General features: G+C 31.2%; 16 protein-coding genes and 1 pseudogene. 7 read left to right on the plus strand and 10 right to left on the minus strand.

Annotated elements, in window-relative coordinates; translation table 11 throughout:
- Positions 1-341: 341 nt before the first annotated feature.
- The 3 genes from ACFO3O_RS09130 (at position 342) to ACFO3O_RS09140 (ending at position 3,849) form a co-directional block, all read left to right on the plus strand.
- Complete coding sequence (locus ACFO3O_RS09130; RefSeq protein ID WP_379978293.1) at positions 342-1,631, plus strand: amino acid permease; 1,290 nt, start codon at positions 342-344, stop codon at positions 1,629-1,631.
- Positions 1,632-1,641: 10 nt separating this feature from the next.
- A complete protein-coding gene (locus ACFO3O_RS09135) occupies positions 1,642-2,730 on the plus strand; it encodes an aromatic ring-hydroxylating oxygenase subunit alpha (RefSeq protein ID WP_379978294.1) in 1,089 nt (362 codons plus the stop codon).
- A 108-nt stretch (positions 2,731-2,838) separates the two neighbouring features.
- Positions 2,839-3,849 (plus strand): glycoside hydrolase 5 family protein, encoded by a 1,011-nt coding sequence (locus ACFO3O_RS09140; RefSeq protein WP_379978295.1) that lies wholly within the window; start codon positions 2,839-2,841, stop codon positions 3,847-3,849.
- Positions 3,850-4,562: 713 nt separating this feature from the next.
- Here ACFO3O_RS09140 and ACFO3O_RS09145 read toward each other — a convergent pair.
- The 9 genes and pseudogenes from ACFO3O_RS09145 to ACFO3O_RS09185 form a co-directional block, all read right to left on the minus strand.
- Positions 4,563-5,042, minus strand: coding sequence for a TIR domain-containing protein (locus ACFO3O_RS09145; RefSeq protein ID WP_379978296.1), 480 nt, complete (start codon positions 5,040-5,042; stop codon positions 4,563-4,565).
- Positions 5,039-5,566 (minus strand): restriction endonuclease, encoded by a 528-nt coding sequence (locus tag ACFO3O_RS09150; protein ID WP_379978297.1) that lies wholly within the window; start codon positions 5,564-5,566, stop codon positions 5,039-5,041. Before ACFO3O_RS09150 ends, ACFO3O_RS09145 begins: the two co-directional genes overlap by 4 nt.
- A 48-nt stretch (positions 5,567-5,614) precedes the next feature.
- Entirely contained in the window at positions 5,615-8,755 is a 3,141-nt protein-coding gene (locus ACFO3O_RS09155; RefSeq protein WP_379978298.1) for an AAA family ATPase, read from the minus strand.
- On the minus strand, positions 8,745-9,290 hold the full coding sequence (locus ACFO3O_RS09160) for an ABC-three component system middle component 1 (protein WP_379978299.1): 546 nt from the start codon (positions 9,288-9,290) through the stop codon (positions 8,745-8,747). Before ACFO3O_RS09160 ends, ACFO3O_RS09155 begins: the two co-directional genes overlap by 11 nt.
- Positions 9,277-10,629 carry an ABC-three component system protein gene (locus tag ACFO3O_RS09165; protein WP_379978300.1) on the minus strand — a complete coding sequence of 451 codons (1,353 nt, stop codon included), beginning with the start codon at positions 10,627-10,629 and terminating at the stop codon, positions 9,277-9,279. The genes ACFO3O_RS09160 and ACFO3O_RS09165 overlap by 14 nt, the downstream gene beginning before the upstream one ends.
- Positions 10,629-11,702 (minus strand): ComEC/Rec2 family competence protein, encoded by a 1,074-nt coding sequence (locus ACFO3O_RS09170; RefSeq protein WP_379978301.1) that lies wholly within the window; start codon positions 11,700-11,702, stop codon positions 10,629-10,631. The genes ACFO3O_RS09165 and ACFO3O_RS09170 overlap by 1 nt, the downstream gene beginning before the upstream one ends.
- 302 nt (positions 11,703-12,004) lie before the next feature.
- Positions 12,005-14,686, minus strand: a complete 2,682-nt coding sequence (locus tag ACFO3O_RS09175) for an NACHT domain-containing protein (protein ID WP_379978302.1) — start codon at positions 14,684-14,686, stop codon at positions 12,005-12,007.
- Positions 14,687-14,862: 176 nt separating this feature from the next.
- Positions 14,863-16,031 (minus strand): annotated as a pseudogene (locus tag ACFO3O_RS09180) (IS4 family transposase).
- A 137-nt stretch (positions 16,032-16,168) separates the two neighbouring features.
- Complete coding sequence (locus ACFO3O_RS09185; RefSeq protein ID WP_379978303.1) at positions 16,169-16,303, minus strand: hypothetical protein; 135 nt, start codon at positions 16,301-16,303, stop codon at positions 16,169-16,171.
- A gap of 279 nt (positions 16,304-16,582) precedes the next feature.
- On the opposite strand from ACFO3O_RS09185, the gene ACFO3O_RS09190 reads away from it, so the two are divergent.
- From ACFO3O_RS09190 to ACFO3O_RS09205, 4 genes are all read left to right on the plus strand, one after another.
- The gene (locus ACFO3O_RS09190; RefSeq protein ID WP_379978304.1) at positions 16,583-17,569 is read left to right on the plus strand and encodes a hypothetical protein; all 987 of its coding nucleotides are present in this window, start codon (positions 16,583-16,585) and stop codon (positions 17,567-17,569) included.
- 233 nt (positions 17,570-17,802) lie between these two features.
- Positions 17,803-19,341: a hypothetical protein gene (locus tag ACFO3O_RS09195; RefSeq protein WP_379978305.1), complete on the plus strand. Its 1,539-nt coding sequence runs from the start codon at positions 17,803-17,805 to the stop codon at positions 19,339-19,341.
- Position 19,342: 1 nt separating this feature from the next.
- The gene (locus tag ACFO3O_RS09200) at positions 19,343-20,053 is read left to right on the plus strand and encodes a hypothetical protein (protein ID WP_379978306.1); all 711 of its coding nucleotides are present in this window, start codon (positions 19,343-19,345) and stop codon (positions 20,051-20,053) included.
- A 10-nt stretch (positions 20,054-20,063) separates the two neighbouring features.
- A complete protein-coding gene (locus ACFO3O_RS09205) occupies positions 20,064-20,249 on the plus strand; it encodes a hypothetical protein (protein WP_379978307.1) in 186 nt (61 codons plus the stop codon).
- 592 nt (positions 20,250-20,841) lie between these two features.
- Here the strand turns inward: ACFO3O_RS09205 and ACFO3O_RS09210 are convergent.
- Positions 20,842-25,176, minus strand: a complete 4,335-nt coding sequence (locus ACFO3O_RS09210; RefSeq protein WP_379978308.1) for a T9SS type B sorting domain-containing protein — start codon at positions 25,174-25,176, stop codon at positions 20,842-20,844.
- Positions 25,177-25,212 lie beyond the last annotated feature (36 nt).

Below are 25,212 nucleotides of genomic sequence, written 5' to 3' on the forward strand. Positions count from 1 at the left end.
GAAAAGCGAAAAACTACTCCATCACCTTGTATTCTGGTTACATTTAAGTTCAATGCAACGCTATTTTCGCGAAAAGCGAAAAACCACTCCATCACCTTGCTTTTTAGTTTCAGTTTCAGAACGCTCACTGTTATGCGATTTCCTACCACATCAAGCTCATTTTCGGTTTCGATTTCGATTTCGATTTCAAAATAGAGTAACACGCTATTTTAGAGTACCCGGCTATTTTCCGTAACAGTTCCTTCTCCCTTTGGGAGAAGGCTAGTGCCTGTACTGAACTCGTTTCAGTAATGAGGGAAAATACCCTATATTAGACACTCAATGCTGCAAAAACAATCATATTGAGTACAAAAAAAATAGGATTTTGGTCGAGTACCTCATTGGTGGTAGGAAATATGATTGGGTCTGGGGTATTTCTGTTACCCGCGTCTTTAGCTGCTTATGGTGCGATTAGTATTGTGGGGTGGATTTGTTCTTCTTTGGGTGCGATTGCACTGGCCATTATTTTTGGAAATTTAGGAAAACTAGCGCCTCACACAACAGGTGGGCCGTATGCCTACACCCGATTAGGATTGGGACGGTTGCCTGCCTATCTAGTCGCTTGGGGCTATTGGATTTCTATTTGGTGTACCAATGCCGCTATTGCCGTGGCCTTAGTAGGATACTTGGAAGTGTTCTTTCCTGTTCTCGGACAAAATCAGTTGCTAGCTGTTGTGACAGGACTAGGGTTTATTTGGTTATTTACCTGGATAAATTCCAAACCTATCAAAACAGTCGCCTTTGTACAGCTGGTCACCACCATTCTTAAGATTGTACCCATTCTCCTCATTGCTTTTATTGGGATTGCGTATATAAAACTAGATCATTTTACCCCCTTTAACCTCAGTGGAGAGACGAGCTTTTCTGCCATCACAGCGACCACAACACTAACACTCTTCGCCTTTTTAGGTATGGAAACAGCCACCGTACCAAGTGCATCTATAAAAGATGCCGCAAGTACGATAAAAAAAGCCACTGTGTTTGGTACGTTAATTACCATCATCGTGTATATTATGAGTTCTGTGGCGATTATGGGCATCGTTCCTCCAGAGGTGCTGGTGACTTCAAACGCTCCTTTTGCAGATGCAGCGGCACTGTTTTGGGGAGAAGCTGCCAAATATATTGTCGCCGCTGGTGCTGTAATTGCCACTTTGGGCGCTTTGAATGGGTGGATTTTAATACAAGGCCAAATCCCAATGGCTGCGGCTCAAGATCAGTTATTTCCAAAAATATTTGCAAAAGTAAACCAAAACAGATCGCCTATTATCGGGATTGTAGTGTCAAGTATTTTAGCTTCTATTCTCATGGGATTAAATTACACCAAAAGCCTTGTTGACGCTTTTACGTTTATGATGAAGCTGTCTACCCTTTCAGTACTGACGCCCTATATATTATCTACCCTAAGTTTATTGATTTTGGTCAAAAGAAAAGAAGGATTCATTCCTTTACCTAAAATGATCTTATCCGTGCTAAGCATCCTATTTTGTACGTGGGTGATCATTGGTTGTGGTGCTGAAACCGTCCTTTGGGGATTGGTGTTATTAGTCATCGGAATTCCTTTTTATGCGTATCTAACCAAAAAAAGTTCTTAAATTTAGAGATATGGAACAGTTTTACATTCACCCAGACATCACAAAAGCGGAAACCTTACCTGCTTCTTTTTATCGGAGTCAAGTCGTTTTTGATGCCATAAAAGAACGGGTTTTTGAAAAAACCTGGCAATGGATTGGCGATGCAACAACCTGTATTCCATTAACAGAAAGTGTGTATCCTTTTGTCTTATTGGACAACTATCTCACAGAACCTATGATGGTGGTGAGAGACAAAGAAAATACCATTAGCTGCCTGAGTAATGTGTGTACGCATCGAGGTAATATTGTGGTACATCATCCTGGAAAAGCAAAAAACTTCACCTGTATGTATCACGGCAGACGCTTCGCATTGGACGGGAGTTTTAAATCCATGCCTGAGTTTGAAGAAGCGCAGGATTTCCCAAGACCCTGTGATAGTTTACACACATTTGAATTACGAGAATGGGGCTCACATCTCTTTGTGGGACTCGACCCCGCTTTTGATTTCTCTGAAGTTATTCAAGTCATGAAAGAACGGGTTGGCTTTTTACCGTTGAATGAATTTAAGTTGGACGCATCGCTGAATAAAGACTATATCGTGAATTGCCATTGGGCATTGTACTGTGATAATTATTTGGAAGGATTTCATATTCCGTTTGTACATGAAGATTTGAATGCTGCACTGGACTACGGCCAATACAAAACAGAAATCTACGAGCATGTAAATCTACAAATTGGTTATACTGACGGCGGCGAGGAAGTGTTTACGCTTCCCGAAGGGCATCCCGACCAAGGAAAACACGTGGCGGCTTATTACTATTGGGTATTCCCCAATATGATGTTCAATTTTTATCCTTGGGGATTATCTATCAATATTGTAAAACCCTTTAGTCTCAATAAAACAAAAGTGTCTTTTATCACGTATGTGTATGATGAAACAAAACTAGGTGTGGGCGCAGGCGCAGTATTAGATAAAGTAGAACGTGAAGATGAATTTGTGGTAGAAGGGGTTCACAAAGGACTGCAATCTAAATTTTACAAAGCCGGAAGATTCTCCCCCACGCGTGAAAAAGGCGTGCATCATTTTCATGGGTTACTGGCGAAATACCTGAATGATTAAAGGAAATCTAAACGTTTTTCTGAATGCTTATGATACTAAGTACGTTTTCGCGAACCTGCCTGGCCGGTAGGCAGGAGCGTATACACAGGCTTTAAAATATATTCAACTATGAAATACCCAAAACATCTTCAACCCCCACACAACATTGATTTTGTGCATGGGATAAATATTGCGTGGATGGATTTTGGAAAGGATGTGGGATTGCATCCCATTACTCAAAAAGAATACCATCCTGATTGGGAAACCCTGAATAAAATCATGGAGCTGACTGCGCTAAACGGTGGGAATGTCATCCGGTGGTGGTATCATACGGATGGGTCTACAAATCCAAGGTTTGATGAAGACAAAAAAGTAGTATCAAATCCAGATTTCTTTCATCAAGATGTGTTAAAAATCTTAGATCTAGCCGCTTCAAAAGATCTGAAAGTGCAGATTTGTTTATGGTCTTTTGATATGCTTAAAACCAAAGAAGGGGTGGATGCCAAGGCGAATAAAAAGCTGTTAACCGAGGTCATTCATTATACTTCGTATATAGAAAATGCATTGCTCCCGCTTGTTAATTATATAGGCGCGCATCCCGGACTGTTTGCCTGGGAAATTTTTAACGAACCTGAAGGCATGACCCTTGAATATGCGAGTCATTGGGAGGGTTTTGCTGAGCGTGTCACGATGGAAGATATTCAACGATTTATTAATAGAACGGCAGCGTATATTCGCAACGCACAACCCAATGTTAAGATCACCAGTGGTGCTTTGGGGTTTCTTTCTTCAGTTAACGATCCCAAAAACGGGTATCAAAATCGATATTCAGATCAGGTGTTGGAAGATATAGGCGGAGAGATTAGTGGATATTTAGATTTTTATAATATCCATTACTACACGTGGGCAAAGGAAGAAGGTTCGCCGTTTCATAATCCGTATGACCCAAAAAAATTAGATAAACGCGCCGTTATTGCCGAGTATTATCCAGATCCCATCTTTGAAGTGCCGACAGAAAATCTTGCCAAAAAACTCAAAGAACACGGTTGGCATGGCTCGCTCGTTTGGTCTTGGACAGATAAGTCGTGGGAGTTGATAGAAGCGGTGTTGAGAGGTGGGAATAATGGGGATGTGGTGTAGTTTTTTATATTCCTGCAATAAAAAACCCATCGTTTCTGATGCCATTTTCGTTGTACGGGCAGAGAGACTCCTCTCGACTACGCTCAGGATAAACTTCTCGTCTCCTTACCTATTATATTTCTATAATAAAGGGTATTAACCTCAGGGCAAGCTTTGGACCCTGAAAATCGACCCAAGGATCGAACTATTAAACCATAGATCCCGCTGAAAAGCGGGATTAGTTCAACTAACTATTTTTGAATGCGTCTTTCAGACTTTACAAAACAGCGTTTCACTAATACAAAAACCCCATCGTTTCTGATGAGGTTTCCTTTGTACACCTGAAGAGACAGAGTTCGAACTTTTTGAATGAAGATATTAATGCAATTATATGAAAATCTATACATTATATCTGAATATGATCTTGCAATTTTTCTTATGATCACAACTGAAAGAAACTGAATCTACTGAAAACCGAAGTTTACTAATTTGTTTGATCTGAATTTAAAGATTACAATTGTACTTTCTTCTTATAATAATATTATCTTCCTTTACTTGAAGGTTTCTGAAGAGCTAGCAACTATTGTAATCTTTTTGTTGGAGCCCGAAGGGATAGTAACTAACACTAATTTTTAAGGGCTTTTGAGTTTTTTTAGAGTACTCCAGACTTAATGTTGGTTCCTGATCGATATGTAATTTTAAACAGCCCAATTTCTAATTCTTGATTATCAAGATTACTCATCAGAAAGTAATTTAATTATTGCTATTCCTAATAATCCTCCTACTACCCAATTCAAAGCATTGTTTGTTTTCTTTTCTTTTTGGTTTTCAATCATTTCCTTAAGAAATGTTAGACTTTGCTCTGGATTTTGCCTATTAAATAGAATTACAAAATTTTCTTTAATAAAATCAGGATTTATAGGAACACTATCTTCTATTAAAAAAACTGCTGTGTTATTATTATGTTGAGCTATTTCCCATTCTTTCATTACCCACTTAGAATGAATACCGTTATGAGATGCAATACCAATAAATAAATCAGACTGCGAAATTTGTTCTTTAGTTTGTAGTATGATATTTTGCCCTACGGAAGTATTATTTTCATAGCTAGTATTAATATAGAAGTTATTCTTTGATAAGTGTTCTATAACTAAAGACAGGATATATAGCTCACTGTCATTCATTGAATAGGATATAAATGCTGTCTTTTTCATTGTGAAAGGATGTTTTTTAAATCTACACTATTTGCTTTTTGACTTTTGTAATCAAAAAACCTAGGAAAGTAATGCTCATGTAACATAGTAGTCTTATATAACTTTTGCCGAAAAACACTTCCATTCCATATTTCATATTCAAAATTTCTCCTACAGTTATTTCTTAATTTCTCAAATGTTTCAGTTATTCCTGAGCTTACAGAGTTTTTACATATCATAAGATAGCCATCTGCATTATATTCTTCAATCAACGTAGGAATATTAATCTTATCTAAATCACTCTTATGGAGTGATTCCCAAAATTTACATTGGACTACCCATTTCCGCTCAAATGGAACAATTGAATCATTGATTCTAAACTTTAGCAATATATCTCTTCCTCCATCAGGCCCCTTACCTGTTGGTTCTACAACTACTTCCGTTAAATTATTATCTTCTAATACTTGAGTTTCACGAAAATATTCAGCAACAAGATCTTCAAAATCTTCCCAACCAGCTATTTCAATAAAATTTATTCTGTCCATCTGCGATAAAAGTATTAGAATAATTTAATTAGTTGAAAGCGCATTCATCTAACCTCTATTTAATTTTCCAAAGGTATCAAAGCTTATAAATTTTGATTTAAATAAATCTCTTGGTATTTTCTTTTGTAGTAATAAATAAAAGCTTTCTTCGTGTGATGAAACAATTAACTGCCTATTCAAATTCACAATAATACTTCTAAATAAATCGATAAATGAAAGTATATTAATACTATCCATTGATTGAATAGGGTCATCTATAAAAATACATCTAACTGTCTTACCATTTTCTGTTTTTCTAACCTTTAATGCTCTTGCAAGAAAAATACTTAAGCTTAAAACATTCACTTGGGCAGTACTAAAATAGAGTGATGGAATAGATTTATTTCCATTTTTATCAATAATATAAATTTGTAATCTTGGTCTTTTATCTGTGAAATTACAGTCAAACTCAACCTGATTATAATCAGGATGAGGATCAATTTTTTGATAAAGTTTATTTATTAATTTAGTATGAAAAAAACTATCTATAGTCTTTTTTAAAAAAGATTCTAAATTTTCTTTTTCATCTATTAACATTAATGAAATTTTGGAAAAGGTTTGAATTTTTCTATTTATTTTAATTAAATCTTTTTTGGTGTTCTCTGATACCAAAAAATTATATGTATTATCTTTTAGTGCCTCAACTAACTTATAATTCTTATAAACCTCTTGTTTAAATGCCAAATCTTTTTTCTCTTTTTTTATCAATTCTTCGAATTTCTTTTGAATTGTAGAGCTTGACACCCCTTTTAATTTTATTTCAAATTCTGTTAAAATAAATTGCTCAAAGTTTTGAATTTCTTTTTCGTATGATAATTTTGACTTCTTAACTAGATTTAATTCTTGTGATAATTCTTCCTTAGAGAGTTCATTATTAATCAAGTTTTTATTTTTTGTATTGATATCCTTTTCATATTGTTCTATTTCTAATTTTAAATCAAAAATTATTTTTTTATTTTTTTGAATTTCATTTTCAATGAAAGATATTTCAGTACTGTTTGTTTTAAGAATGTCATTAAAATATTTCAACGTTTTAGTATAAATATTTTTATTTCGACTCTTATTTATTTTTTTGTTTAGCAGAGTAATACTATTTAGTAATTTCTCATTTATAGCAATTAATTCTTTAATATCTAATTTTACTTTTTCAAGTTGAATATCTTTCTTTTTTATTTCACTTTGAATGACATCAATTTCATTTTTTATAAAACTTTCAAATTCATCAACGCTTTTGTTTCTAAAAAATAATAACAATGTATTTTCTTCCTCAGAAAGTATTGAAAGTTTTTGTTTGTGCTTTGATAAAGTTTTGTTTAATTTTTCAAGCTCTATAGTTTTTTTAGATTTTCTATCTTCAACATCATCTATCTTTTCTTTAATAAAAAAGTCAACAGATTTTAACTTCTCAAGAATTTCTCCTTTGTTAAGACTTATCTTGGATTTAATTAAAGATTTTTCCTTAAGACTGTTCATTAGTAATTCATCAAGTAGTTTATTGCCGGATATTCTATCCAAAAGCTCTTGAAAAGAGTTGTATTCATTAGAACATAAAATACAAGTTGAACTTTTGTTTTTGGTGGTTAGTTCTAAACCTTTGGAAATAAAAATGTTTAATTCATCATTAAGTTTCTCTTGTTCTTTTATTTTCTCGTCAACTTTAAATAAATCTTTTTCTAAAGTTTTAATAAACCTTTGTCTAAATAGAACTTCTTTAAAAAGGTTTTCATATTGTTTAAATAAATCATAATCTAATAAAATCTCAATATCACTGTTTAATTTATCTTTGTAATAAATGAATTCTTTTCTTTGAGAATCTAGTTGTTCATCTGACTTCGCTACTTTTTCTATTTCTTCATTAGTTTTTTTTATATCATTAATAATTTTTCTTTTTGATTCAGTAACATCTAATAACTTTATACTATTATTAGGTAATTCCTCTATTATTTCTTTTTGAAATTTTAATTCTTGTTTTAATTTAGATATATCTACTCCCAAGTTATTTTCACTCTCTAAGACCTTGTCCAGTGATTTTTTATTCTTACTTAACTGAGAATTTAAGTCGATACTTTCTTCATTAAGCATTTGAATTTCTTTATCGACTTCTAAAAATTTAGGAAAATCTATTTTATGTTTTAAATGATTATTATTTACGTTGACCATACGATCTACCTCTTTAGTACGATCTTCGATAAGTTTTTTTAAAGTTTGTACTTCATTCAAGTGACTTAGCACCTTATTTAACTCCTCTATCTTATCAGATAACTCTTCATTTTTTTTAATAAGGGTTTGATATTCTGAAACACCTAATATATTGCTTTCAGATTCTGAACCATTAAATGATTTATTAATCATTTTTATAGATTCCTCTAATGATATGATTTCCATTTCTAAACTCAAGATTCGAGAACTGACCTTTTGAGTTAATACATCAAACTCATTTTTTGAAAAATTATCTTTCTTAATTAAAATCAAATCTTCTTTGCTTTTAATCAAATTGGAAATAATTTGATTTATTTCTTCAAGTATCCTTTGATCGCCTTCAAAATCTAACTTTAGTTGAATTTCTTCAATTTCGTTCTTCTGTACAATAAAAGCCTTTAATTTTTCAGAAGCATTATCTTTTAATTTGATTATGTTTTTTAATGCATGATTATATTTTTCTAAAGAAGATATATTTTCAATAAACTTATTATATCTATCCTCAGCCTTATCTTCTTTTATAAAGGTATCTATAAGATCTTGAGATAAAATGACATCTTTGAAGTAGACTTCAGATGCTTTTTTACTAAAATCATAAACTTTCGATGAAGTAAGCTTTCTTGAAAAGGACTTTATATTTGTTTCGATATTAACAGACCCTAAGATATCTTTTCGGTTGTTATGCTGAAGAAAAAAAGGATTATCTTTATTAGCCTTTCTATTTTCAATTCCTAGTTTTTCATATTCTTTATTATTTCTATGAAATCTCTCTATCTGTCCTGTAATACACCATTCTACGGCATCATAAAAAGAAGTTTTACCGTATCCATTTGGTGCATAAATTGACACAAAATCGGCAATATCATCATTAGGAATGGTGAAATCAAAGGTAGAATTGATAGAATCATTATATGCTCTAAAAGCTGATATCTCTACTTTTTTAATTCTCATTTTCAATCATTTCAAATTGCAATAAAATTTCATCTTGTAATTCTGTTTTTCTATTTAAAGAATCGTCTTTTGGAATTAGTTTCCAAAACTTAGCATTAATGGGTTCATATTCATCATCTATATTCTCTGTGGTATTAATAACTGTTTCAATCAAATCATCATGTGTAATATGCTTAACTATAAAATCATTAGCTACTTCATCGGTAATCTGTTCTGTAAAATTATCTTCAATTATTTTCCTGCTTGAAAATTTATTGTTTTCAATTTTACTTCTTAACTCTTTTGTTACTGTTTCAGTACATACATAAATTATATACAGATTCCATTTTTCAAAATCACTAAACTCTTCATCATTGGATTGATATACAACAGAAATTGCACTAGAAACTTTTTCCCATTTACTATTTAAAGTTTCTGTGTCTGATAGAAAAAATAACACTTTTATTTTCCAAGTATCACTATTCACATATAAACTCAAAGATGTATCATATATTTCTTTTAATTCACTACGGATCTCAGATCTAAAAAAATTCATATATCTTCTTTTTTAATTCTTCAATCATTTCTTTTATTTGGAAATTGCTAAATCCATCTAGGGTTTTCTCATTCTGTATGATACAATCAATTTCAAATGCTTTTATGTGAATAATTTCTTCTATCTTATTTAATTCACTAACCTTATCAATTGTCAATTCATTAATCATAGGATTTGCTATATCTTCTATATACCCTTTTTGTATTCGCTTCCTACCAGAGGGAGGTTTTTTAGTAGAAACCACTACAGTTCCATTTTTTTCTAAATGTTTTAAATCAGATCTTAAAATTTCGGGTAAAATCTCTATCCATGACCCATCAGTTCCAGAATGAATTAGTCTTTTTTTATTGAAAAAATGTTCGACTTCTTGAAGGTCAATTTTCTTTTCTAACAATACACATAAAACAATAAGGTACTCAAACCAGGAAATCCATATTTCTTTAGTTAAAAGTATAGATTCGTTTTCACTGTTAGCCAGTAGAGATTTTCTAATTTTAGAAGTATAGAGTTCATTTGGACAAACACCAATTAACTTCACCTGTTCAGTTATTACATTATTGATTTTTGACTTAAAATTTTGACTAAGTGCTTCTTCTAATTTCAAAATTTCCTTTCTTAAAAAATCAAAACTTTGCATATAATAAGGTAAAAAAGGAGTCAATTCATTTTTGTTGTCTTCATAGTTTACTATCTCATCAAAATATTTCATGGGCACAAATCCTATTTGACCTGCTGGCAATTGGGTACTTATCATTCGGCTTTGAATACCCAGTATTGAAATTCTAGAGCCTGATATTTTTAAGAATGGTCCTCCTGACATTCCTTCTATATTATTTTTATTAAAGCCTTGAAAAACTTGAGCAATATGAGAATAATCGCTGGGTGCTATAAACCTCTCTATTGCATGAGAAGTATATTCGTCTATTACTGATTGATTATTACCTCTTCTTATATTTGGAAAGCCACATAATTCATAATCAATTTTTCCATCTATCTCATAATCTGAAAATATTGCATCAAAACCTTCTATATACCCAATTTTTAGAATAGCTATATCCGCTTCATTGTGCGGAAAATAATTTATATTTCTTTGAAATATAAAATCAATTGGTTTTTTTGTCCAATTATTCCCATTAAAAATTATTTGAGATATATTAATTTTATCTCCTTCATTTTTTGAATAACTTCCTGGTCTTCCATTTTGATTTATTCTATTACCTTCAAAAAGGTGTTTAGCAGTCAATATATATGTATATTCTTTACTTATCATCGATTGAAATAGACATCCACTTCCATCTTCAACAATAACATTATATGATTTCATTGTTTCAGAATCCATTAATAAATAGAGTATTCGTTAATGATTTTTGCTTTAAAACTTTTGAAATCAGAGAAGTCTCTTTCTGAAAAAATATTATCTCTTACACTTTCATAATTAAAATAAAAGGTAGCTTCGGGATTAATATTGATAATTCGAGATAATGTCCTCTTGTGTGGATGATTATGTACAGTACTATCAGTACTAATCACATAATGGTTGGACTTTATAATCTTAAATAAATCTTTGTTATTATTAGCTTTACTACCATGATGAGATACTTGAAAAAGTTCAACTTTTAAGGGTTTTTTGTAAGTATAACCAAGCTTTTTAATAGATTTCACTATTTCTTTTGGATGAGAATCAGCTAAAAATAACAAGTTTTTTTTCTTATACTCAATCAACATAGCTATAGAGCTGCCATTTTTAACGCTAGAATCTTGCGAAAATGTAAACCCCTCTTTAGATTCTTCATTAATAAAATCTTTAAGATTAGTTTTCCAGTCTTTTTTTCTGCCTGAAGTATAAATATTATCCTGATTCCTTTTCTTATATTCTTTTAAAAGTTTTTTTAATTGTTTGATAGTTGGAGTTAAAATATTGATTTTCAGACCAAACTTTTCAATATAATCAGCCTTTTTAATAATTCTTCTTTCCCAAATATCTTTTTTTTCTAGATATTTTTCAAACTCAAGTGCTTCCGTAACTCCAGTTACCAAGCTTTTATTTTCTTTTAATTGAATTCTTAAATCTCTATTTTCAGGTTCTTTTAGATATTCTGCTATTAATTTACCAGAATTAAACCAAATATTACCTATCATCTCATTTACAGATTGATCATCTTCAAACCATCTTAATAATCCATTTATATGATCATTATCAATATGAGACAGCACTAATAAATCAATTTTCTCTTTTCTATTTCTTATTTTTTCTATTTCGATTTTTAATTGACCATAAGAACCGTTTGATGAAGAGTAGTAAGTGCCATCCATGCCTCCATCAATTAAAATATTTCTAGGCTTATTTTCATTATCATTAAAAGATAATAAAATCGAATCTCCTTGATGGGCTTTTAAAAATTTTACTATCATATAATTATTATGATATTAAATAAGTGAGCATAAAAATAATTTTATAGAAAATCGTATTATCAAATAATTATTAAAGAGAAATCAATAAAATTAGAGAGAAATTTTCTAATAATTTTACGGTTTCCCATATACAAATAATCTTCAATCAAAACAGAAACTTGTCTTAGAGGGAAACAAATAATTTAAGGAAATACTAAGATACAGTAATTAATTGATAGAATGCAAATTACAAATTATTTCTTATAGATTTCCAAAATTATCTTGGAAAAGAAAATATAGAAGTATCATGCATTATTAAAATATTAAAATTCACCTTCACTAACCCAATCAAAATCAAAATCTAATCTATCCAAAGAAGTAAATATTTCTTTGATCATTTTCCTTCTTGAAGGGAAATCTTGAATAGTAGAAGTATTATATGATTCGTTAATACTATATACAAATACTTCAAAAACAACTAAATAAGCATTCGGCTTCATTTGAAAAATTGAATTATAATTACTTAAAACAACTTCTAAAGCTTTTTCAATATTTCTAAATACAGCTGCAAACTCATAAATTTGCTTTTTTACAATTTTAGTTTTCTGGATACGAGTTAGATTAAGACAACTTTCAAAGTCTTCTTTTGCTTTATACAATTTAGCAAGCTTAGTAGGTAATTTGTTAAAATCTAAAAGATCGATAATTTCATTGCTAAGACTATTATCAAATTTACCACAAAATGGAGATTTCTCCATTTGCTCAAATTCACAAGCAACAAAATACTCCATAAAAGATTTATGAATAAAAAAATAATGTCCATCATCAGTTCTTGAAAGGAAAGAACAAGTACGTATATCGTGACTAAAATGATCCATTTCTTCAAAAGTTTTCAATTTAAAATAATCAGATACAGACTCATCCAATTGAGTATAATGAATAGACATTACTCCAGATATATACATTTGCATTGCTAGATAACGAACGAAAGTAGATTTATGGTGAGCATGAATCAATATACGAAATGCGCCTTTATCTTCTTCTCTTCGCACCCACTTGTTGGTATAAATTTCATAAATGTCACGTACAGTAACTTCTTGTTTTTTAAGCTTTTTCAATTCTTCCCCGCTATCTGCCATCATAGCTGTAATAACAGGTCTTCTTGCCAAATCCATGAGATTAGGTTTGCTTACAATAAGGTTAAAGATGTTTTCAAAGTCTTTAGGTGAGGTTTTCTTAAGTAAAAGCTCTACCTGTTCTTCATCTAAAAGCTGTAAACAATTTATCTCATAATTTGTAATAAATCCTTTTTTAATTCGAGGATCTATCCGACGCATAATCTTAAGATTGTCTTTTAATTCTTTATAGTCATTGAAATAAGATGGTCTTCCAGTTAGTATAACTTTAGAATTTTGATTTACCAATTCTGAAATTTCATTAAAACAACGTCTTCGATCTGCTTTTGTAACCCTTGTCAACATTTCATCAAAAGCATCTAAAAGTAATACAAACCTTCCCTCTTCATTTAATTTTTTAAATGTACGAGATGAAAGACTATTTACTTCCACGTTATTCTGCAAAAATAAACGAATAAGACTTTGAATATCTGGTGCCTTATTATAGTCCTTAAGAGTTATATATAGAGGAATTCGAAAAGTAGGATCGTCATTATTATTAAGTTTTTCTTCTGCAAGTATCCTCATCAATCTTCTAATCATTGTTGTTTTTCCTGCACCATAATCCCCTACAAGTACTAGTACTTGTGAACTAGAATAATTAATATGTCGTTTTAATCCTGTTAATGCAATTTCTTCAGTTAGAAATCTAAGTTCCTTAATCTCATCAGGATTCCTTTCCAAGTGAGTAAGAACATTTTTCAACTCATCTTCTTTAGTCCAAGTTGTTTCTTTTTTTTGAATCAAAGATTCCATTTTACCTATTTCAATTCCTAAACCCTCAAAAATATATCCCCAAAATGTTGAAACAAGAGAAGGTATTTTGATCTTATCTAATTTGATCGAATTACTTTTAAGTTTATATTTAGCTAATATTTCACGTTTTAAGTGTTTTCTAGCGCTAGACTTTCTATATAATGAAAGTCTTGAATCACCTCCATAATTCTGCCATATATCTAACAAAGATTTAATAATAGGTTCAGGAGACCAGCTTATCATATTTAATTTCTCTTTTGGGATTAGTTCAAATAATGAATGTAAGATTTCATCGTTAGAATCCTTTGAGACTATTCTAACTACATCTAATAAGCAATTAATAAGTTTATCTGTATGCTTTTTATTAGCTTCCTTTTCAGAAAAAAAATAACCTTTCATTGTTTTAACAAAAACCACAGGGTCTAAAATAGGAGTATTGGGGTTATCAACATTAAAATGTAAAAACGGCAAGTTGTCTTTTTCATTTAAATAAGATTTAGGCACTACTAAGTAAGATAATTCTGCTTTCTTAGTAGTTATAATATCTCCAGGTAAACTATCTAACAGTGTTTGATCGAGTGAAGTAGTGTTAATTAATTTTAAATCGATGAATCGGTCACCTTCACCATGTTTGTCATAATCTTCAATAAAACCCTTTAAATATATATTAACATCTAATAAATTTTGTATTAATTCATCATATGTCAACAAGAATACATAATTTTTTGCTTGTTCATTTATTGCGGCACGAGCATCTGCCGTAAAACCTGTATTGGTTACTAAATAGCCTTGATCAATTTCCCCTGTCATTCTATAATTACCGACTTTATTTACAAAATTTTGAACTTCGATAATTGTTACTTTGTTTTTTGGTTTTTCGTGATATTTACATTCTGCTAATATGTTAGATTTATTTCGTTTCTTAGATTTAGCCACTACATCGCACTGCCCAGCTTCTATTTTAGTATTATGAATAACTTCATCATAACCAAATAATTCAAATAGTTTTGCTACTTCTTTTTCAAATATTAGCCACTTTGGGGTTTTGTCTTTTTCAGAAGATTTTTTATTCATATTTTGAAATCAATACCTATTTAAGCTTATTGTAAGCGCCAGTAGAGTCGAAAGTTAAAATAAATTAATAGAAATCAGCAAAATAGAAAGTTTTTTTAACAATCCTGTCCTAAATAAATATTAGGCACATTAAATCGAACCGTTTTACTGGTCTGATTGACTGTTTTACTACTTTTTCAAAAAAGAACCCCTTGTATATATTTGCTTGGTGGAGGTTGTTCTTTTGCAAACGGATCATCGAGCCATTTGTGTAAATCAACTTTCACAAACAAGTTTAGTCTTATAAAAGCAACTAGATTAGATAAGTACCAACCGTGTTTTGCTTGTGTTTTCAGCGCCTTTAGTATCAGTATTGTTATCAGTGCAGTCCATATCTGTATCATCACAGCATTATGACTAGTGCCTATAAAAGATTTGATGTGTAGCTGTTGTTTTATGTCTCTAAAAAATATTTCAACCTCCCATCTAGCCTTATAGAGCTCCGTTATGGTGTTTGCTGTCCAAGACATCTGATTTGTGATAACTTCTATGGTCTGCTGATTTTTTCATCCCACAGTGCTACCCTGCGTAGTCTTCTTGGGTATTTCTCTTTTGTTTTAGTACCTGTAAGTTCAATAATTTCATCTTTTAGGACGTGTTGGTGGCTTTGCTCTGGAAGCTCTAGTTCTTTTACGGTCTTAAATTTTATATTGTTCTTGTGCCTAACAACAAAATAAACTTGGTTGCTGTCCCAAACATTTAAAAGTGAAAAATCATTATAAAATCTATCAGCAACAATAACACTTGCTTTGAGCAATGGTATATCGTAAGCTCCTTTATTGTCTGCGGTCTTGCCATCAGTTATATTTACATAGGCAGGTAAATGTCCATCATAATCAAGCAGGGTATGGATTTTTACCGCTCCTTTTTTGGTCTTATATTTTGCCCAATCAAATAGGCTCAAACAAAGGCTTATGGTAGTGGCATCCAATAAGAATATTTTTGATTTTATCTTGAAATTTGTACGTTTAAAATGTGCTTGCTGTCCTAAACCTTTAAGTAAAACATAATAGTAATCCCTGAAAAGTTCCCAACTCTTGTTTTTATTCTGGTAGCTTAATGTAGATTTTGAAGGTGCCCTGAGCATCCCTAGATGATTCAGGTTGCCAGTTGCTGAGCGTAACCCATTACTTATGTCCCTTAAAGATTGACTGTTGGCAAATTGGCAAAAGAGCATCGAAACCAAGTGAGACCAGCTATCAAATCCTTTTTGATGCTTATCGCTCTGGCGTAGCTTAACTAAGCTTTTGAATTTTGATGAGTTTAACTTTGAGATTATTTGAGAGAACAATGTTATATTTATCATTGGAGAAAGGTGTTTTTTGTGTTGCACCACAAAGGTAACTTTGAGGAACAAATTTCCCTTTCTCTTTTTTAAACATTTAGGACGCTATTGATTTTTAAACACCTTTCTTTTTAGGTTGGTGTTTTTTATTATAAGGTTTATTTACTCCACAACTTTTCAAGTTCATTGGCATGATAGTCTAAATCTTCAATAGCAATGATGTGTTGTTTTTCTTTATCAAAAATTTCTTTGGTAACAACTCCCTCTTTTGAATTGTAGTAATTTATATCCATAAAGAAAGTATATCATTTTACATTATGATGAAAAAATATCGTTATTCAAGTATGAATTCATGTTCCTCTTCAAATTCTCCTTTAGTTTCAAAACTACCTTTTGAATTATAATAACTTTCACTCATAATTCAAATATATCATATTGAATAATACATTATAATTTTAAGATATAAGACATCTGATTACTACACCTCTAAATTTGCGATATTAAAATATTTACCTGCTATTGGGTATTAATGTATTAATAAAATAGTTTATATTGCTCAAAATAAGAGTTTTATGAAAACGTTTTGCATTATTACTTTTTTAGCTTTTTCTACATTATCCTTTTCTCAAAAACGAGGACAGGTAGTTGCTCTTGTTCCACAGAATTTTACTATTGAATCAAATAGTAAAGCTTCCGAATATGGTAAAGCACTATGCTTAGAAATTCAGCATAGAATGCCTGAATATGATGATTCCTATTCAGTAGATATGTTAGAGCAGGTCGAAATTAATATTGAAAATATGAAGTCTATGTCACTTGGAGAAGCAGAGTCTAAAGGACTTGTTTATTTAAAACATAACGGATGGCTAGGATATTCCTTTCAGAGGGGTGAAAACCTTCCAATTAATATTGCTGTAGAAATTAATATGCGTGGAAGTTTGTATGATAATGTAATTGCTCCTAAGAATACTGATTATGACAAAAGTATCCTACCTGCTGATTTTAAAGACAATGATATTCTCTCGAAGCTACAAGATGCTCAAGAAGATATTTGGTTTAACCAAGTAAAAAGAGATCTTTTTGATAATAAATCATCGCTTGTATCCGACGGCTCTATGACAATTGAAAGTTCTCCTAATGAGTTTATAAACAATTTAAAAAAAGTATTAGAAGATGATGATATCTGCAAACCTTCTAAGGTTGAATTGTGTGTTGATCAAAGAGATGTCCCTGTTATGTCTATAACTTTTGAATGTGAACTCATTGATATTACATTAAGTACCCAAGGGGATATTACCGTAGGTAGGTCAATAGAAAATAAATATATCTCATTGAATCACGATAAAACGGTCAATGTATATGATTTATTTAAGGAGGATATTGGACTCAACGATAATACACAAAAGGAGTTGTGTACTTTTGATAAAGTATGTTTTTCTTTGGATAAATATGGACTCACCACCAATATGCCTAATTGTTCAATAACCAAATTGGCTTTAGGAGAAGTAATAATATCTGACGAATCCACTGGTAATAGTGTTTCATTATCGTTTAAATGAAAATTAGATTATACTCTATATGATAATGACTAAGCCAATCTAAAAAGTAGTCTTACTGAGATAGATTTTCTCTTAGCGAGAATTTAGTTCATTTTTCAAGTCTCACCTTATTAGCATTGAATTTTAAATCACAGAATAAATACCCAATATTGGGTATTTATTCTGTTGGATTAGTATTTAATTTTAATAACTAATTAATTTACATATATTTATAATAAAATATCAACTAACCTATGGTGAAAAAAATACTATGTGTATCATTAATTCTAATAAGTTTAGGTAATGGAATTGCTCAGAGCATAGACCAAAATCAACTTGTAGAAATAACTTATGACTACAATAAGAATCAACTTACTGGCAAAATGCCTTTTGATGATTATTTTAAGATCATTTACAAAGGAATTGAAGCTAAAAATATAGATAAGGTCTATTTATTTGAAGTAGTATATAAAGAAGACCATTTGAGGGTTAGAACAAAACGTAAACCGAGGAATGGTGATGGAATACCTGATGTAGCAGAAAGGTTTCAAAATTTAGTAATTGAAAAAAATAATGATGATGATAAGTCTAGTTATAGCATAGTAGCTCCTTTAGACCCAGAAAGGGCTTATGTAATAGGAATATTTAAAAAAAATTCAGAAAGTAATGTCTTAATGTTAACTAAGTTTTTTGAATTGATAGTCAATGAACCATATAACACATCAGTTCAGAAACAGTTTTTTCAAGACAGTATATTACCTTTAGAGGATAATCTAGATAAACTTACCATTCCCATTGGGGTATATCCTAGAGATTTTGATAAGTTTATAGGTAGAATTAGACCAGTTCAAAACTTTTATTCAAACACAGCAAATAAGCCTAATTTGAATCAAATAATCCTAAAAAGAACAATTACAGGTACATTAATAAGTACCATTGCTACTGCATTAAAGTCTAAAGGTGTTGGGGCGAAAATTTTCAATGAGATCATTCCAATGTTTCTGAACAATGAATTATCGAAAATTGAAACATTATCCTATGGATACGATATATCTCCTAATACTGATAGTAAAATCAATAAATATGATTATCATAAAAGAATTAAAAAATTAGAACAAAACTTAAAGAGTTTAAAGAGTTTAAAGAAAGAAATAGAAGCGTTGCAACTTTTACAAAATGATAATAGTGTTAAATTATTTTACAAAGATTTTATAGTTAGTTCTATTGAAATTTTGAAAGCTAATATTAAAGAACTAAAGTTCTTTAACAGACAATTAAAAAAACTTATCAATCAAAACTTACCAGAAATTATTTTGATTGATGCAACAACACTCGGAAATGATTTGAAAACATCAAATGCTAGTTCTTTAGTTCCTGATGTGGGATTGATTAATGCCGTAGGTCATAATAGTGATGGTAACTTAAAATATATTGCAAGACCATATTTAGGATTGAACTGGCATTTTTCAGGAATAAATAGAAGCCAATATTTACGACAAATACATAACAGAAAATTTAGGCATCGATGGTCTTTAGCTCTCGGAATTACATTAGGAAATATTGATACCCAAGACTATGAAGACCTTTTTAATAATATAAGCCCTACCGTTGGGATGAATTTTAGATGGACTAGACAAATTAGAACTGGTGCCGGTGTACTTTTTGTTCGTGAAAAAAATCAAAATCCAATTGTAAATGATACAAAGGTTGCTCTGGCTCCGTATATCAGCATATCATTTGATTTAGGCTTATTAAGTGAAGCATCAAAATTAACGAAATTAATAGGATTCTAACATGAAAAAAATTCTTATATATATCTTATTTGGTGGACTCATCAGCTGTACCTCAGAAATTGATTTTGGAGATTTATTATCTATTAGAGATAGTCGTGACTTTATTACTGCTGATAACGCAGATACCGTAACTTTTGTTTTGGAATTTAATGAAGATGCCGAAGTTGAACTCATTAATGCTAAGGCAACCGTTATAAATGGTGCTTTTCAAGAAAATAATGAGGATGAATTAGATATAAATCCGATCAAGGATATTAACGGAAAGATAGGGGCTACTGTAGTGTTACAGAGTACCACAGTAGTAAGTGATGTTAAGGTTGAGTTTAATATCAATGAATTTATTACTCCTTTCATAATAACAGCTATTCCCTCCGAACCTGCAAGTATTAGCCTACAGGCATCTGCTTTTAACGTAGATAATAATTTTGATAGTGAAATTACTCTTACTGGTAATTTGAAAAATGAACTTGGTAATAAAGTTTCTAACGGATTTTCAGTACGTTTTGAAGATACTTTTGAAAATGGCACTTTAGTTGGGGGTTCATATCGAGAATCATCATTAGTTTCTAGTAATGGTCTGATTTCTACAATCTATAGTCCTGGACCCGTAACTGCTAATCAATATATTAATCTTGAGGTTATAGTTTTAGATGAAAATAGTAATGATACAGATATTACAGAAACAATTCAAATATTTATAACAACAGAATAATCCTTTTAAAATGAGTCAACAAACAGATAACCTTAACATAGCCATTCAAGAATTTTTATCCTCAATTGGGGCTACAAATCTAAAACCAACTAAAATTATTTTTGAAGAAAAATCTTCAGAAAGCATAATTCCTATGCGGACAAATTGTTGGGAATGGGATCCTGCCGTACAAGAATTAGTTTGGGTGTGCAATTAATTTTTCTATCTTAAGGAATACCTGATGTTGAAATTTAATCAAAGACATTACGGATAGTTATTGTATTACTTGAGATACTTTAATAACAATCAATGAACTTTAAAAAAGAGTTAAGACAGTCTAAAAAACTGCCTTAACTCTAACATATTCTATTTCAGTCGTGTTCAAACATTGGAACACATTTGTAGCGTTTCTAGCGATTAGTGCCCGGTGGAAGAAATATACCGATGCCCTGACATATATTGTACTTCTCGTATGTTGTGAAGCTTTAACCAATGCGTAATCACCAATGCTCATATCTGATGTGCGTTGTTAATATTGAGGTTAATTCTACGTAGTTTTTTAAAGAGCTGGCAAGCAACCGTAAAACGATCCGAGTTTTGCGGTATAAAAGCCTCTGTGTGGTACTTTATAGCATTCTAGAGGGTTTCCATATCCGCTTGTATATACTGGGCTAAGGAAAGCACCTGTGGCGATTTGATTTCTAGCTTGCGATAGTTGGTTTTACGAGTACTTGGTGATACATAATTGTAAAATGATCGTAGAGATAGCACTGTTCTGTAAAATAAGTGGTGTTCTAATGAAATGAAGATTATTTTCCTCTTTTAATAAGTGAAAAATGCCCTAAGAATACTTGACCATTACCTCTTTCATATCGATACCAATAAGCATTGGATGGCATTATCCCTCCATTGTAAGCTCCGTCCCAACCTATACTTCCCGCACGTAAAGTAGTTAGTAATTTACCATAACGATCAAAAATATAAGTAGTGCCACCAGATTCTCTATTAAAATTTACAATATTCCAAGTATCATGATAACCATCATCATTAGGAGTGAAAAATTTAGGAGCATATAATAAATAAGCTATTTCAAAGGTAGTTCCACAACCGTTCTTATCTCTTGCTTGAACTATATATTCTGGTTGTATAGAAAGATTAGTAAACAAATTGCTGTCTTGCCATGTAAAGCCATCAACTGAATATTCATAATCTCCTAATCCTTCTACTAAGATTTCAATACTATTATCATTCTGTGTAAAATCAGCTACGATGACTTCGGTAATTGTTGCAATACCTGATTGTATAACTTGAAAGTTATGAACCTCTTCACAAATAAAATCTCCATATAAATTTGATACAGTTACAGAATAGTTTCCAGAAGAATCTATATTAATACTTTGAGAAGTTTCTCCCGTTGACCAATTATAAGAATCATAAGAGTTAGATATTGAGAGGGTTATTGAGTCATTATCACAGATATAGTATGTAGATTCAAGATCAATTTCTGGTTGCTCTCTCATGTTTATATCAAATGAAGTTGTGGTGAAACAATCTGGTGAAATTGTACTTTCTACTCTTGCATATATTTGAATACTAACAGTATTCAAAGTGAAATTATTTTCTAAAATATTTACATTATTATCCGCATCTAATTGTGAGAAATAGTAGTGTATATTGGTATTTTCCTGACCGTTTATGATTAAACTACTATAATCCGAAAGAATGATCTCCTCTTCTCCATCATTTTCAATATCACAAATATCAACATCTTCTATATCATGAGCAATAGGTAGGCGATATATTCCAATCTCAAAACTAGTCACATCAAAACAATCTGGATTTTGATTATTTTCAATTCTTGCGTGTATTTCTTGAGGATTGCTAGTATTTATATAACTATTTGGTAATTGATTAACTCCATTTTGAGCATCATCAGAAGACGCATAATAAAGAACATCAAAAATATTATCAGACTGTTCTCCTAAAATTTCAGTATCGTATAAAGGAAGTATAAAAGCAGCTTCTTGATTATTACTAACATCGTCGCACACATAATGATCCATTATAGAAAACGCTTCTGGTTGATCATTTACAATGAAAGAAAGAGTAGTTTCATCAAAACATGTTTCGCTTAATTGATTCTCCACACGTACTACTATATCTTGCGTAGTTGTAGTAAATGGATTTGGTAGTGGACTTGATAAAATAGTTCCATCCAATGTGAAATAGGTAACAATCATTCCCGTCTGTCCATTTAGGACAGTAAGTTCAATATCACTAGTATCAAAATCGAATGCTCCATCATCATTATCATCACAAACCTGTTGCACAGGAATTGCATTTGCTGCAGCAGCAGCTTCTACTTGAAAAGATATAATTGTTTCATCCATACACCCCCCATCTGGATCTTGTGAATTTTGGTTAGTTACAGTCGCGGTGATATTTTGAGTTGCTGTTAAAAATGGATTTGGTAATGGGTTTGATAAGATATTTCCTAACTGATCTGTATAGGTAATATTTACATCTGTTTGTCCTTGCAATAATTCATTTTCAATAGTGGATGTATCAAAAGATGCAAATCCATCTCCATCATCGTCGCACAGTGTCCCAATGGTTATAGTATTTGCTATAGGCATAGTCTCCACATGCAGCGTTATATGTTCTCCTAAACCTAAACAATCATTGTCGAGTAAGCTATCTACCCGTATGTATATATTTTGAATTTCAGGAGACATTTCATTTCTATAATTCGCAATGTCAACGATCGCATTTATTTCTGAAAGTGCATCATTAACATTCTGATAATACGTTATTACTAATTGCTGCCCCATTGGAAACAAAGCTTCAATTTCTTGAGTAACAATACTAAAGTCGAAAGTTGAAATACCATCCTGAGTATCTCCATTTACAGCATCATCGCACTCATAAAATTCTCTTGTAAAATCTAAGGGGATTTGTGTTGTTGAAACAAGTAATTGAATTTCAGAAGTTCGATAACAATTGTTGTCATTTTCAATTCTAGCCCATATTTGATCGGTGCTCACTACTTGGTTTTGATATGCTATTACAGGACTTATTTGATTAATATCATTAATGGCTTCCTGTTCACTCTCATGGAATGTTATTGTTTCAAGGTCAGCATTTATACTAATTTCATTGGTGACCTCTTGTAAATTGAAAACACTAAATCCATCTGTATCATCATCACATTGACTTAAAACTACAGAAGTTTGTACTGTTGGTAATTGATATACTTCAAGAGGAAAAGAAGTGACAATAGTGCAAGTAGAATTGTTTACATTAACTAATTGTACGTAAATACTTTCTTGTTCATTGGTATTAACATAGGATGTAGGGTCTAAAATCGGAATGGTCAAAGCCAAATCTTGAAAATATGATATATCAATTTCTAATTCTGGAATACCATTAAATAAGAAATTTTCCTGAGCTGTAAGGTCAAAAATAATTTGACCATCTGAATCATTACCTATACTCGTATTATCACAAAAACCTAATACAGGAATATTAGGAGAAGGGTCTGGTTTATAGAATGTTTGAATTGTAAAGCTAGTAATATCAAAGCATTCTTGATTTTGTGAATTAAAAATTTTTACAAATATTTCTTGCTCTAAAAATGGTGTAACATTTTGATATATTGTTGGATTTAAGATAGGAGTATTGGAATTTAAGTTTGCTAAACTAGTATAAAATTCCAGTTCAAATAAACCTTCATCTTGTCCATCTAGCACCTCACTAGTTATTTGAGTCAAATTAAAATCAGAAAATCCGTCATTATCAATATCACAAATATTTATATTCTCAGGAGTGTTTGCTATAGGTTGATCATAAATAGTAATATGTCTTATCTCTGAAATAGTTTGTCCACCTATAGTTACGGTTAATGACACAGAATAAGTGTTGGGGTTTGTATATATATGAGCAGGGTTCTCTTCCATAGAAGTCTCACCATCTCCAAAATCCCATACAATATTATCATAAGCAGCGGAAATATTAGCGTTAAATTGTGTTGCATTTCCCTGACAAACATTTTCATAAGTAAAGCCAATATTAAAAAAAGTTTGTATAAACGGAGGCAAACCAGATCTACTAATGCCACCATCTAATTCAAATGCTTCAAACTGAAAGTCACATCCAACTCCAATAATATTTGGGTTTTCTATATAATCTATCCTAGGCTGATTAAATTTCGCTATGTATATCCTACCGTCAGGAGCAATTTGCATACCCGCATAGGGTCTAGGAAGTGATGTTATTTCAAATTGGGAGGCTATTATTTCAGATGCATCTCCTGCTCCAAGGTTATATTGAAACACTCCGTTCCCTGTAACACTTACATAGAGTAAATCACTATTTGGGGAAAATTCTACTCCATATACCATTTCATCATCAGCCAAATCCATAATTGTAACTGAATTACTAACAATTCCAGTCGCATCATTAAAATCAAATAATTGAACTTCTGATAAACCTTCTCCTCTCGCCACAGCAAGTTTAGTTCCATCTGGAGATATTTTAATCGCTCCTATAGCAACGCTAAAATCATTTCCTCCAATAAAAGTTCCAACGGAGCTTATTATAGGAGTTATTGAAACCCCAGCATTTGTGACTTGATATGCCAAAAAATCATTACTCTCGTAAGCGTGGCTAACAACCCAAAACCCATCATCAGTGGCATTTCTTATTGCGGTTAGTTTCTCAGTAGTCGGTGTAGTTAATAAAATATTTTTATTTGTAGTTACGTCGCCTAATCCCCCATTCAATGTAATATCAACTTCAGAGTAATTTAAACCGTCTGGCCCAGCTTCTTCATCAACAGTAAAAATATAATAAATATTACTATTAGATGGGTTTGGTACTATAATGGCAGAATGTGTACTCGAAGAATCTCCTTTGAGGTCATCTCCATTTGGCATTATAAAGTGATTTCTATTATAAACCTGTCTACCATCTGTATAAAATAACAGATTACCATCAGTGTCAGATATAGTAGCACAACCTTCGTTAGTGTTAAGTTGACCATCTAATAATATTTCTGGATTACCATTGTTAAAATCTATTCCAGCCTGATTTCCAAAATACCAAATATTAGCTTCATTTTGTGCATGAGTTGAAAAGACACACAAACATGTCAAAGTAATTAAGCACCATTTAAAAAAACT

Source organism: Dokdonia ponticola (genome assembly GCF_042653865.1).
Taxonomy (GTDB): Bacteria; Bacteroidota; Bacteroidia; order Flavobacteriales; family Flavobacteriaceae; genus Dokdonia; species Dokdonia ponticola.